General features: G+C 49.8%; 10 protein-coding genes. 6 read left to right on the top strand and 4 right to left on the bottom strand.

Annotated features, from left to right (window positions below; all coding sequences use genetic code 11):
• Nucleotides 1–154: 154 nt before the first annotated feature.
• Both DACE_RS18190 and DACE_RS12330 read left to right on the top strand, forming a co-directional pair.
• On the top strand, nt 155–409 hold the full coding sequence (locus DACE_RS18190) for a hypothetical protein (protein ID WP_155809117.1): 255 nt from the start codon (nt 155–157) through the stop codon (nt 407–409).
• A 209-nt stretch (nt 410–618) separates the two neighbouring features.
• The gene (locus DACE_RS12330) at nt 619–1,752 is read left to right on the top strand and encodes a serine hydrolase domain-containing protein (protein ID WP_006001744.1); all 1,134 of its coding nucleotides are present in this window, start codon (nt 619–621) and stop codon (nt 1,750–1,752) included.
• Between the two features lie 441 nt (nt 1,753–2,193).
• Here the strand turns inward: DACE_RS12330 and DACE_RS12325 are convergent, their stop codons facing one another.
• Nucleotides 2,194–3,447: an AAA family ATPase gene (locus DACE_RS12325; protein WP_006001742.1), complete on the bottom strand. Its 1,254-nt coding sequence runs from the start codon at nt 3,445–3,447 to the stop codon at nt 2,194–2,196.
• A gap of 469 nt (nt 3,448–3,916) precedes the next feature.
• Nucleotides 3,917–7,492, bottom strand: a complete 3,576-nt coding sequence (locus tag DACE_RS12320) for a DUF748 domain-containing protein (RefSeq protein WP_006001740.1) — start codon at nt 7,490–7,492, stop codon at nt 3,917–3,919.
• 191 nt (nt 7,493–7,683) lie between these two features.
• Between DACE_RS12320 and DACE_RS12315 the strand changes: the two genes are divergently transcribed.
• The 3 genes from DACE_RS12315 to DACE_RS12305 all read left to right on the top strand — a co-directional run bounded on the left by DACE_RS12315 (nt 7,684) and on the right by DACE_RS12305 (nt 9,916).
• Nucleotides 7,684–8,505 carry a helix-turn-helix transcriptional regulator gene (locus DACE_RS12315; protein ID WP_006001738.1) on the top strand — a complete coding sequence of 274 codons (822 nt, stop codon included), beginning with the start codon at nt 7,684–7,686 and terminating at the stop codon, nt 8,503–8,505.
• Nucleotides 8,506–8,716: 211 nt separating this feature from the next.
• Entirely contained in the window at nt 8,717–9,487 is a 771-nt protein-coding gene (locus DACE_RS12310; RefSeq protein ID WP_006001736.1) for a class I SAM-dependent methyltransferase, read from the top strand.
• 90 nt (nt 9,488–9,577) lie between these two features.
• Nucleotides 9,578–9,916, top strand: coding sequence for a zinc ribbon domain-containing protein (locus DACE_RS12305; RefSeq protein ID WP_006001734.1), 339 nt, complete (start codon nt 9,578–9,580; stop codon nt 9,914–9,916).
• 85 nt (nt 9,917–10,001) lie between these two features.
• On the opposite strand, the gene DACE_RS12300 is transcribed toward DACE_RS12305, so the two are convergent.
• On the bottom strand, nt 10,002–11,636 hold the full coding sequence (locus tag DACE_RS12300; RefSeq protein ID WP_006001732.1) for an ABC-F family ATP-binding cassette domain-containing protein: 1,635 nt from the start codon (nt 11,634–11,636) through the stop codon (nt 10,002–10,004).
• A 212-nt stretch (nt 11,637–11,848) separates the two neighbouring features.
• Here DACE_RS12300 and DACE_RS12295 point away from each other — a divergent pair, with 212 nt between their 5' ends.
• Entirely contained in the window at nt 11,849–13,018 is a 1,170-nt protein-coding gene (locus DACE_RS12295) for an ATP-grasp domain-containing protein (RefSeq protein ID WP_006001730.1), read from the top strand.
• A 115-nt stretch (nt 13,019–13,133) separates the two neighbouring features.
• On the opposite strand, the gene DACE_RS12290 is transcribed toward DACE_RS12295, so the two are convergent.
• Complete coding sequence (locus tag DACE_RS12290; RefSeq protein ID WP_272940875.1) at nt 13,134–13,553, bottom strand: bacteriohemerythrin; 420 nt, start codon at nt 13,551–13,553, stop codon at nt 13,134–13,136.
• Between the last annotated feature and the right edge of the window lie 29 nt (nt 13,554–13,582).

The following is a 13,582-nucleotide window of genomic DNA, read 5'->3' as shown; positions in this document are numbered from 1 at the left end:
GGAGTTTCACGAACGGTAACTGCTTGACCATTTGAGAAACTCTCCAGAAACGTTCTGTAACTTCATAGCTATCATCAGTCACGTTCCACCCAGTCCGAAACACATTCGCTTTGACCAGAATTTTTTAAGGAAAAAAACATCTTTGGCGATAAGGATGTCGAATCCCTTACGCACCAGTCCACAGGTTAAATCATTGAACGTTTTGCCGCTACCGATTTTAAACCAGCTCGCCTCTATTTTACCAATTTTCCTTATCCAGCCGAAGGGCGTTGCTGACTACCGCCACAGGACGGCCTACGAGAAGGGCGATCTCTTGCGTCTGAACTCATTTCACCTTGCACGCAACCAACTTTCATCCACAAAATCAGCAGCCTTGCCATTTCAGGTGACCCTCAGTCAACAACGATAAGTCCACCGTAGACTTGACCTATTCGGTTTATTTTTTCAATATGACTGTGGGCGGTGAATTTATCACTCTTACCTGGCGCTCTGGAGTTTAGAAATCTGACGATTGCCTGTTTTTCGGGGCACCTCAATGATCGACCTCCCCTTTCTACGCACTTCTTTCAACGTGGGAATTACGGGGGTATCAAATTGCCATTTTCAGAGGAAAAGAGGATGAGAACTTTTTTCAGGACTTTGTTTATTTCATACTGCCTGCTGCTAATTGCGGCCTGCTCTTCAGACAGCAACAACCGGCCGACACTCAGCAGCGAGTTGAACGACCTGGTCGCCACGGTGTGCCAAGAAACTGGCGTACCAGGAGCCTCTGTCTATATCATTTCGCCCGACTACGGCAATTTTGCCATAACCTGGGGATATGCCGACCTTAGCACCAAGACGCTGGTAACGGCCGCTCACCGCTTTCGCATCGGCAGTCTGTCCAAAAGCTTCACCGGTACCGGAGTCCTCCAACTGACCCAAGATGGCCTGATCAACCTCGAGGCCCCGATCAGCGACTACCTGGGCGAACAGTACGATGCCGAAGTGCTGGCACAGATCAGTGTTAACCAGCTATTAACCATGAGTAGCGGGTTGGGTGAATACCTTAGCCCTCAATTTCTGACCGATTCAGTCCTGCCACAGCCTTTAACCGACTACCCACCGCACACACTAGTCGAAAACGCCCTGCTCAATTCACCGGAACTGCTCTACCCGCCCGGAACCGAGTTCAGCTACAACAACACCAATTACATTCTACTTGGGCAACTGATTGAAACCGTTTCCGGCCAAAGTTATCACGACTATCTGCAGCAGGCCCTGCTGACTCCGCTGGCCCTTCAAAACACCTTCGTCCTGGAAGATGACGACCAACCCCAACAGCTTGTACGTGGCTACTACGATTTTGATGAAGACGGACACTATGAAGACTGGACAAACATGAATATGTCCTATGTCTGGTCGGCGGGCTGTCTCGCTGCCACCGCTGAGGATGTTGCGATATGGATGGAGGCTCTGGCCAGTGGTAATCTGCTAACATCCCAATTTCAACCGCAAAACTTTCCCGGTTATCCAATTGCCCAAGGCGTGACCTATGCCGCAGGGATTCTGGTAGATGACAGCTTCGGCATTGGCCATAACGGTACGGTGATCGGCTTTCATGCCGACGCCTGGCATGACCCTCACACCCAAACCACCGTGGCCGTATTGTGTAACACCAATGCACCAATTCTCGACGACGAACGAGATCCAACACGTGAGATTGCACAAGAGGTTCTGCTGCGATTTAAAAAAATGGTCGCTGACGAGTAAAAATCTAAGCAAATCCTGTCAGCATCAGTCAACCGTAGATCTGACCCCTTTGGTCTTGACCCCTTTGGTTCCTTGAAGTAGGAAGTAAGTGTTTCATCTAGAGAGAATCTATCCTCATCATTACCAAGCAAAAAAGCTTGAAGCTTATCTTCTTTCTTCTCTAGAAATAGCTCCCCCTTCTTCAGCCATATCTTACGTTTTAGCTTTATCTGTTCATGAAGAAGGTCGTTAACCACGAAATTCCATTGCCAAAGATCACTTGCCATATTTTTACCCAAATCTACGCTGCCGAGGAAAAGACTCGCGCATCACCTTTACGCATAACGACCTGCATCACCAGCGGCCCACCCAAACTTTCCGCGTCAGTGCCGCCGCGCTTCTTGCCGTCTGGTGAATGCTTTTGTTAGCGGTTCGTTCTTTATTCCACTGAAGTTCAGCCATTTATCTTTTAAGATGTTTCTTTGATATAGTTTCTTTTTCTTTATCAATTACGAGCATTAATCTAATGCACATCAAATACTTAGGATCAGTAAACCTATAAGCATTTCCTTTGGCAGTTTTTCGGAGAAGGTGCATTTCGCTTTTTGATAAATCAGAAAGTATCTGGCTTATCCCTAGGGATACTCCTTTAGTTGTCTTTGGAAATTCTTGCCTGACAATTTTTTCAACAAGTGAATAGTCGAACGACGTTTGGTCAATACAGCCTAAGGCATATAAAACTTGATTCCTTCTCGCAGTGCGAGTTTCACGTTCATTCATACATTTATCAACTACTGAGTATGCCTTGTATAGTGAACTTGCAGAAAACTCCCAGTCTGCGTCATCCAAAATATGAGATGGGATTTCCCACCCATTATCTTCAATTATGTATGAGAGGCGCTCACAATATTCATGGAGCCTTTGTGCTATGCCGAGAGTTGATTTATATATGTGCTTTGACCATTCATCGAGTGCAGTGTCGCTTAATTTTACCTTGAGTTGCTCCTGAAAACCTTTAATCAAGAATATTTTTACCTGCTCCTCTTTCAGGCTTTGGACATGAAATAGTTCTTCAACTCGATTTCCAATAGGCTCTAAATTTTCGATACTTTGGTAGTATTCAACAATGTTAGCAGGGACTCCGACTATTAATATTTTTATTTTGTGTTGAGCGTATCTTTCATCATCAAGTAGCAACAGTATATTGCCGAGCTCTGTCATAAGTTCTTTTTTGGTAAAAATTGCCTCCAAATTATCTAAAACAAGTACTGCAGTTCGATTCCCAGCTTCTCTTCTTCCTACTTCAAAAGATTTTTCAAGCAACTCAGCTGTCTTAATTGAGTAGGAGCGTTTTGCATTTGCTCCCCCCTTAGCTACTAACGCCGATAACTCAGCATTAATTGTTTCTTCATGTGCAATCCATTCTTTGGAACCTTTAGGGACAATAGCATTAAATATTTCAGCTGTTAGTGAACCTAACCTTGCTGCATTACTAAAATTGCCAGGAAATACTTTCCAGTTTTGGTCTAAGGCGACTTTCTTGTATAACCAACTTTTCCCATTGCCACTTTCGCCTGAAATGATCGTATGAAGTGAACCATCGACAGATCGCTTTAACGTCTTTTCGTGAAAAGGACGATTGACATACATTTTAGGGTTCACTTCAGCACGTCTTGGCGTGAACACTTCAGTTATTTTGGGTCGTGAAAATATCATATTTTATCTCGCTAACAGTGTATTAGGCAGAAACGTTTCCGCCTATCACCATATTGACGGATTCTGCCTAGCAAGTTTAAATCTTCGAATCTAAGCGTGCTAGATACGCATATCCGCTGTAATTACAATCCACTACCTCGACTCCCCATCTTCGAAGAAAACGTGATAGACAGAAAATATCTGCACATTTTAGAAAAAACCGCCGTGCTAGGCAGAATTGATTAATTCACCCAAAATCACATCTATTGTCGTGAAAAGTAGATAAAAGCCTCTCACAGTCCGTGATTTACACGACCCATAAAATAACGAATTCACATGAAACAATCTACAATTCTAATTGTCTATTCGATGGCTATAATAAAAACAAAGAAAGCAGGGTCATTGTTGGATGACCCCGCTTTCTTTTGTCCTATTTTGCGCGCTTACATTCTGCTTAGATCTAACCGCCTAAACCAGAATCGCTGCTCCCCTACTTCGCATTAATCCCAAATTCCACCCGACTGGCTGGGCCAGATTCAGGCTCAGCATAAATCTCCGTGGTCATCAAAAACAGTCGAGGTTTTAATTCGGGATTGATAGCCAAGATGCCATCACGCACAGCCATGGCGCGCGCCTTGGCCAGAGCGGCCATCTCCTCATCGCCAGCGCGGATATTGGCCAGCAACAGTTTTTCCATCTCTTCCGGTGGCAAGGATTTGAGGAAACCGAGCACGTTACGCGGTCGGGGAAATTCAGCATTTTTGTAGACCTGTTTGAGTACATCCGGATATTCCTCGTCGGTGATTTGCACATCGCCAACCGTCATATTTTTACGTTCATCATCATCCATATCTTCCCACTTAACTGCCTGGAGCATTTCCGTGAGTTGTTGGCGCCGATACGCTTCAGGATCGTTATTTTGATCGGCATAGGGGCTGATTTCTAGAATCAGCGATGGCCGTTTAGTGAGGACTTCGGCCAGACTGTCGAGAACATGTGTCTGATCTGCACTGATATTGGAGCGCCCCAGAGTGAAGCTGATACTACTGACATCTTCGCCTTCGGGAATCAGTGACGACAGCAAGGCAAACGGTGATGTGGCCGCTTTCACCAGCAGATTACGCAAAACGGTAAATATCGTGCTGGCGAGGCTGAAGTCGGGATCGTTGAGGTTGCCGGAAATGGGAATATCGAGATGAATCTCGTCGTTGCGATCTTTGAGCAGTGAGATGGCAAAGGCGACCGGCAGCGAGGTCGCTTGTTCGCTGTCGATGGAGTCGCCAAAGGTGAACTGGTCGATCATCACCTTGTTGTCAGCTTCAATCTGCTGATGTTCGATGGTGTAGTTGAGGTCAAGATACAGCTTGCCCTTGTCGATGGCATAGCCGAGATAGGTGCCGGAATACGGCGTCATCGGCGATAGGTCGATATCTTTGAAGCTGATGGTCAGATCAGCAAACAGATCTTGGCTGAGCGGATTGAGTTTACCGGTGATGGTCAGTGGCGAGTTGTTTTCCAATTGACCGCGCAGGTCAACATCGGCCTGCATCTCTTCATCGGAGGCCAGACCGGAGATGCGCCCGCCCAGATCGTACATGGTGGTAGCAAAGGTGCTGGGCAGATGGCGGTCGGTGAAGGAAACCGTGCCCCCTTGCAAGGTGACGGCATCAATGCGGATATCCGCTGGCGGCTCGCTGGATTCCGGTTTCATCGCCTCGGCCACAGCCGCCGGTTCCGGCTTAGGCTCAACAGCCGCCTCCCCTTCGGTCTCAGCCGCCTCAGAAGCCTGAACACTGGTCAGGTTAACCTGGCCATCGGCAGCCACTTCGATATTGGCCTGATAGTCGTTGAGAGCGACTTCTTTGATATGCAGGGCAAACGGCGCGACATCGCCCTGAATGCCGGACAGGTTGAGGCCGTCCCAACGCACCATTTCACCGCCGAAACCATCGAGAAGATTAAAGCGGTGGACAGCGACATCACCGGAGAATGTCCCTTTCAGGTCAGAGCCCTGCTGATTGAGGCGAGTGGTGATCGTGGAGAACAGTTGCCCGTCTTTGACCTTGAGTTTCAGATCGGCAGGGATAAAGTCGTTGAAGTCATCCAACGGAAACGCCTTGATGCGCGATGTTGCCACCAGATTCAGCGGCGTGTGCACCACGGAGCCATCAACCCGCACATCTCCTGTTTTGCCCACTTTAGCCGTCAACTTGAACGGACTCTTTGTCGCCTTGGGAAAGCTGAGATTCTCGGCATGCACACCAATCTGGTTGACCACAAGCAGCGGTTTTTTCTCGCTGGTGTCATCACGAAATTGCAGCTTAAACGGGCCGAGGTCGAAGCTGGCCAGGTTGATATTCCACGGCTTTGAATCTTGTTGTGTTGCAGTCGTTTGCGGGGGTTGCTGTTGTGCCGGGCGCAGCAGTTTTTCCGGTGACAACGATCCATCGGCCATTCGAGTCGCTTTGATATCACCCTGAGTCAGACTGAGCTGCCCCAGATTGACCTGCTGCGCGTTGACATCCACCGTGGTGCCGTTCACCTGCAATTGTTTGAGGGTAAAACGATCCTCACCGGAAAACGGCACCACCAGATCACGGAGCGTCACCGCGCCATCGTGCACCAGGGTGTTGCCATCGGCATAAACAAGCTGAGCTGCGGCATCGACCTGACCGGAAAGCGGTGCGGTGAGCACTTGTTCAAGATAGGGATAATAAGGTTCAAGCTGTAAGCCGTTGGCGCTGAAGGCCAGATCGGCCTGAGCGGGCACGGCACCGAGTTGACCATTGATGGCAACATCCAGCTGATGATCCGTCTGCAGGCGCAGATCAAGCGTGGCTTGTTGGTCGGGATGGGTGGAAAAATTGTCCACCGTCAGAGTGATACCATGAATCCGTTCGGCAATCGGTGTTTTGAGTGACTGATCATCAAACGACAGTTGCCCGTTATGCAGTGCCAGTGAACGGATCAGCAACAGGGGCATGCTCCCTTCACCCTCACCCTCCACCGCCGGAGGCTCTTCACTTTGTGGCTCGGAGGAAGCGAACAACCGCGTCAGGTTCAATTGCGCCTGTTCATCGCGGCTGAGCCACAGATGGGGTTCAAATAGGGCAATCAGGGATAAGGTAAAATCCTGCTTGAACACATCGGCCTGTTCAACGTCGAGCAGCAGGGTCGGCATGGCAAACAGCGGCTTGCCATCCGGCTCATTGACCACCAGCTCACTGAGGGCAAAATCACCGTTAACCAGCAGCTTAGGCAATTCATCCTTGGTGACCAGATAGGTGAGATTGATCTCGCAATCAAGGATGCCACTCTGCACATCGACAGGCAGCGCCACCGGTGCATTCTGCGCATAAAACGCCAGATCGGTATTAAAAAACGCCAGCGACAGGTTAGTTTCGAGAGAGTTATCAAACGGCTTGGATTGGCCCTCGGCATGAATATCAGCGCCATTGAGCAGCATGGCCAGCTCCGGCGTGACATATTCATCGGCCAGATATTCCACATTGCCGATCACCGGCACGCTCAGGGCCAGTTGACGGATCTCATGGTGAGAGCTTTGCGGCGATGCCTGATCATTGAAGTCGATCTCGCCATCGCTGATGACGATGTTATTAAACGAAAACAGGAACGGGCCGGACTCTTCTTCTGGCACAGGTTCAACCGGAGGAGGCGCATCGTCGCCCAGGTGCATAAAATCGGAGAAGTTGAACTGCTGCTCCCCGAGCAGGTCGATCTTGACATAGGGGTGATCAATCTCAATGCGGCGCAAAATCAACGCCTGATCAATGATCGAGCGCAGACTGACGGCCACCATCAGGCGATCCCAAGAAACAAACGGCTGATCACTGGCCGGTTCGGTCAGGGTGACACCGGAAAGTTCGAGCTTTAAGGTAAAAGGATTGAAATAAGCCTTTTCAATGGTAAGAGTCCGCTCGGTATTTTCGGCAATCCAGGCGGTTCCCTGTTTTTTAACTTGCCAGGGTACGACCAACATCGATAACAGCAACAACCCGACGATAACAGCAACGGTGATCAGTGATCTTTTCATCCAGCGTGACATAAGCGTTCCTCCCTGAACCACAAGTTTAGCACAGGAGTCTTTGCCAAACAGTGATAAACAGGTAAAACTGTCATTAGATACAAGATGTTACGAATGGAGCAAACGGGCGCCCCCCCTATCGCAAAGGCTTTCTTGACAAACGACAGAGAGTTCCGTCATTTAATAGACACACTCTCAACCACGAGACCATCATGACGATTCAAGCCGTTAACATTGCCAACCAATTCGAAGTGCGCTTTATTGATCAGGCGCGTGGCTGCGAACGTCCTCATAGTCACACGTCGCTGGTCATTTCTGCCATTACTGCAGGAGCACTGAGGTTACAAATTAACGGAAACGGGGTCGAATTGACCACGGGCCGGGTTGTTGCGGTTGGTCCACAGGTGGTCCATTGTGTCGAGGCTTTTTCAGCAGATTTTTCCGGGGTATATGTGCTGGAAATTTTTGAACAGCCAGCAGACTATGAGCAAGTTTCCCCAGCACAGTGGTCGATCTTCGGTCAAAGCGTTACGACCACGCCCCAGGTCTACGCGGAGTTCATAACGCTGTGCCGGCAACTGCTGGATGAACGCGACAACGCTGAAAGAACAGCCTTGTTGAACGCCTGGCTGGGGCCGTATTTACACCAGCACTTCAACCGCTACCCCTTTTGCATCGACAGCAGCACAATGGCCGAGCCACTGGCGGTGACGATTCGTGAGCAGTTGGATCACTGTCAGGCAGAAACACCGCCTTATGATGAGATCGCCCGCCAGTGTGGTTACAGCAAGGAACATTGCAACCGGATCTTTCGCCGCAGCTACCACCTGTCCATGCAGAGTTATTTCCTCAATCGCAAAGCCAACAAGGCCAAGGCGCTGATCGATTCGGGCAAGGAGCTGGCCGAGATCACCCTGGAATGTGGCTTTTACGACCAGAGCCACTTCAGCCGGGTGTTCAAGGAGATTTTCCAGATCAGTCCGGCCAGCTACCGCAAAAGTCTTTTGGATTCCCGTCAGTCTCATACAAGATAACGTCTGCCATATCGGTCACACTACTCCTAACAGGCTGTTGAAAAACAGCCTATGGAGCCCATGGACGGGCGACCAAAATCAAGGACATGTTTTCAAGTGCTTGATTTTGTAAGCAAGACGGAAATCGCATTTTCGGCTTGCGTCGTTGAAAAGGCCCCGGATGGGACTTTTTCAACACCCTGCTAAAGCATTTTGCCAAAGGAGAAGTCTCATGACCCAAGCCAAACAAAGCCACCACGACACCATTGTTGATCAATTCAGCCGTCAGGCGATCCCCTTCACCCAGCTTCCCGGCCACCTGGACGCCATTGAAATGCTCGTTGCCATGAGCAACGTTACCAACAAAGATCATGTGCTGGATGTTGCTTGCGGGCCGGGGCTGGTGGCCTGCGAGTTTGCCAAAACTGCCCAGCACGTCACCGGCATTGACCTGACTCAGGCGATGATTGATCAGGCCCGACTCCATCAGCAGGAACTCGGCTTGACCAATTTGAGCTGGCAGGTCGGTACGGCCCAGCCCCTGCCCTACGCGGACCACAGTTTTTCCATCGTAGTAACCCGGTACAGCTTTCACCACTTTCTCGACTCGCAAGCGGCTCTGGACGAAATGATTCGAGTCTGCCAGCCGGGTGGCCGGATCGTGATTGCGGATGCAGCGCCGCCGAAAGAAAATGTTGAAGCCTACAATCGGCTGGAAAAACTACGCGATCCTTCTCACAGCCGCGCCCTGGCTCTGGAAGAGTGGCAACAGTCACTCGGCCAGTCCGGCCTGAAAGACCTCAAGCGCGGTCATTATACGGTGGAGATGGAGCTGGAGAAACAGTTGCAGGCGTCATTTCCCAATCCGGGAGATGAGGAAAAGATCCGCGCTCTGTTCCGTGACGATATTGGGGAAAATCAACTGGGCATGAACACCCGGCAGGTCGGCAATGAGATCCACTTCTCCTACCCCATCGCCATCTTTGCCGGATGCAAGGCTTGAATACTCCGGGCGACAGTGACTTAATAGAAGGAAGGTGACCCGCTTAAAAAGCAAGTGGTCGCCACCTCTCTCCTACACAACGAGTTGCCGATGAAAAAATGCCCCTTTTGTGCTGAGCTGATTCAAGACGAAGCGATTAAATGCAAGCATTGCGGCGAGTTTCTCGACGGGCGTAACCGCAATTTTCAGTTCTCACCGCCGACAAACAGTGTGCCATGGTACTTTCGCACCTCGTCAATCTGGGTGGCGTTGGCCTGTGTCGGGCCGCTGGCGCTGCCGATGATCTGGTGGCACCCGACCATGGCGCGCAAGTGGAAGGTTCTCTCAACAGTGGCTATTGTCGTTGTTAGTTGGTTGCTGTACAAAATGACCCTGCAATCGATTCATAACCTCGAAGCCTATTACGAACTGCTGGAAGAGATACGTTAATTCGCTCTAGTTCCCGAAATAAAAAATCCCCCGAAAGAGCGTTGCCTCTTTCGGGGGATTATTATTTCTGCCGAGAACAGCTTGATTACAACGTCAGATCGGCCTCCTGACCATAAAGCTGTTCTCGCAAGGCATTGACTTCAGCACTCTCCAGATAATCGTCAAAGCTCATCACCCGATCAATAATCCCAGCCGGCGTCAGTTCGATAATGCGGTTGGCAACCGTGGCAACAAATTTGTGGTCATGGGAGGTGAACAGGATCACTTCAGGGAACTGAACAAGGCTGTTGTTGAGAGCGGTGATCGACTCGAGATCAAGGTGGTTGGTCGGCTCATCGAACAGCAGCACATTGGCACTGCTGAGCATCATGCGCGACAACATGCAGCGCACCTTTTCGCCACCGCTGAGCACTGTGGTCATCTTGGTGGCTTCATCACCGGAGAACAGCATGCGACCGAGAAAGCCACGGGCAAAACTCTCCCCTTCATGCGGGGGAAACTGACACAGCCAATCAATCAGACTCATCTCTTTTTCGAAATAAGCACTGTTTTCCTTAGGGAAATAGGCATTGGTAATGGTGACGCCCCAGCGAAAGGAACCACTGTCGGGCTTCATCTCTCCGGCCAGAATCTGCATCAAGGTGGTCTTGGCCAGGCCGTCGCCGCCGACAAAAGCGATTTTGTCGTTTTTGTTGACCACAAAGCTGACATTATCCAGTACTTTGACGCCGTCAATGCTCTTGGTCAGACCCTCCACCTCAAGAATGATATCACCGCAGGGGCGCTCCGGCTTAAACACGACAAACGGATATTTGCGCGACGACACCGGCAGCTCTTCAATATCGATTTTATCGAGCAACTTTTTCCGTGCCGTGGCCTGTTTGGCCTTGGAGGCGTTGGAGCTGAACCTGGCGATAAACGCTTTAAGTTCGTTGGCTTTGTCGGTGGCTTTTTTATTGGCATCCTGCTTCTGTTTCAACACCAGTTGGCTGGCTTCATACCAGAAATCGTAGTTACCGACATAGGTGCGGATGGTGCTGAAATCGATATCGGCAATATGGGTGCACACCTGATTCAAGAAATGCCGGTCGTGCGACACGACAATGACGGTATTTTGAAAACGGCCGAGAAACTCTTCGAGCCACTGAATCGATTTAAGATCAAGGTGGTTAGTCGGCTCGTCGAGCAGCAGAATGTCGGGATTGCCAAACAACGCCTGAGCGAGCAGCACGCGCACCTTCTCACCGCCTTCAAGTTCTTTCATTTTTTTATGACGCAGCTCTTCGCCAATACCGAGACCATTGAGCAACACGGCGGCTTCCGATTCGGCCTCGTAGCCGTTCATTTCAGCGAATTCAGCTTCCAGTTCACCGGAGCGAATCCCGTCTTCCTCAGTGAACTCTCCCTTGGAGTAGATCGCCTCGCGTTCGGCCATCACCTTGTACAACCGCTCGTGGCCCATGATGACGGTGTTGAACACGGTCTCTTCGTCAAAGGCGAACTGGTCTTGGCGTAAGACCGCCAGACGCATCCCTTTATCGATGGTCACTTCCCCCTTGTCGGCATCGGCATCACCGGCGAGAATCTTCAAAAAGGTGGATTTCCCGGCACCATTGGCCCCGATCAGACCATAGCAGTTGCCCGGAGTGAACTTGATATTGACGTTTTTAAAAATGGTGCGCTTACCGTAGGCAAGGCAGATATTGCTGGCGCTGATCATAACAACAACTTTCTCAAATCTTGAAGGATGCGGATAAATATTTCGGTCTCAGGCTGCGCCTCTATAGCACTTATCACAACGCGTCGCAATGCTTTTCAGGCCAGCGTCGTCACAGGAAAAGTGGTTTACACTCGCCATGCGACTTGCCCAGCCACAGCGGTCACCGTATACTGACCTCTTATCTTTTCACTCTTTTGCCGAAAGCTGCTCTCATGATCCTTCTTGACCGCCCCTATGTTTCCTCTTTTTTGCTGCAGAGCCTTCAACAGCATCATATCGCCGCGATCGACACGCCAGAGCTTCAGCAACTCCAATTGCCCCAACAGCCTGACACCATCTCAACGGCTGAAGCGAGCAAGCTGTTGTCCTCAGATCCATCCACACGCTTGTTATGCAATTCGGAAAATTCGATTGGCTGGATCAGTGACCACCTCAGCAACACGCCCTTGCCGGAGAAAATCCGTTTATTTAAAGACAAATGTGCGTTTCGCGATCTTCTTAAAGATGCTTTTCCAGATTTCTTCTATGCCGAGATTCCCGCTGAACAACTGGCACAGACAGATACATCGACATGGTCCTGGCCAATCATCGTCAAACCGGCCGTTGGTTTTTTCAGCATGGCGGTTCATCGCGTTGACAATGCCGACCAGTGGCCTGTCATCGTCGAAAAAATCCACAACGAAATCGATGTGTTTCGCACGGAATACCCGCAACAGGTACTGGATGCCAGTCGCTTTATCGTTGAAGAATGTATTGAGGGCGAAGAATACGCGATTGATGCCTACTATAATGATGTGGGCGAACCGGTAATTCTCAACGTACTTCACCACCGTTTCACGGGCGGGGATGATGTCAGCGATCGGATCTACACCACCTCGGCTGAGATGGTCTTTGAACTTCACGATGCGCTGAACGAATTACTGAGTGTGATTGGCACCTCAGCCGAGCTGAGTCATTTTCCTGTCCACCTCGAAGTGCGCATTACGCCAGAAGGACAGGTTGTGCCGATTGAACTGAATCCCATGCGTTTTGCCGGCTGGTGTACGACGGATATCGCCTATCATGCTCATGGCATTAATCCCTATTTTTACTATTTTGACAATCAGAAGCCGGACTGGGAGCAAATTGCCGCCCTCAGCGGTGACCGCCTGACCAGCTTCGTTATTCTTGATCGTCCGGCGGATGTGCCTGTTGATAAAATCAAGGGATTTGACTATGTGGCGGTTTTGGAAGAACTGGAGCAACCGGTGGAACTGCGCAAGGTGAATTATCGAAATTACCCGGTGTTCGGCATTGTCTTTGCCCATACCCTGTCCGATGAGCAGGAAGAGCTGGACCATCTGCTGCGAGCAGACATGCACGATTTTATTGAACTGGCATAAGAGCTTTTAAAAAATCGTCTTGAATCACATCGGGGGCAGCCTTTTGGAAAGGCTGCCCCCGAAAATTTTTAGAGCTTAAACCGAATTTCTCACAAGAACCCTTGTGAGATTCAGATCAATTGCGTCTCCAGAATTTACTCAAGCCGAATTTGCTCCCCAATGACTTTTTCATTCCCTTTTTGAGCAGGAAAGGGCCATATTTCTTATCTTCCACCATGATGTGGTTGGTAATCCATTTGCGCAGGAAAAAGAGCAGTTCCGGCGTAATCAGACGCTCACCATCCTGAACCTTTTTGTTAATTTCATACACCTGGTTCCGAAGATCTTCATGCATGTCGCAATGCGCTCTGTAATCGGGATATTCAAAAATACGGAACAGGCACTCCTCCACGGCAAAATGGATGATGGTGTATTGGACCAGCTCGTTCAACACGTCCTTGGCCACAGCAACCTTGTCTTCGCCAAGAGTCATCGCTTCATAAAGTCGGTTAATCAAATTGACCAGTTTCTTATGTTGTTCGTCAATCTCTTGAATGCCAACACTGATTCATCTGACAGTATGAA

Origin of the sequence: Desulfuromonas acetoxidans DSM 684, from assembly GCF_000167355.1 — a bacterium.
Lineage (GTDB): Bacteria > Desulfobacterota > Desulfuromonadia > Desulfuromonadales > Desulfuromonadaceae > Desulfuromonas > Desulfuromonas acetoxidans.
This window is presented reverse-complemented; position numbering and strand designations above follow the sequence as displayed.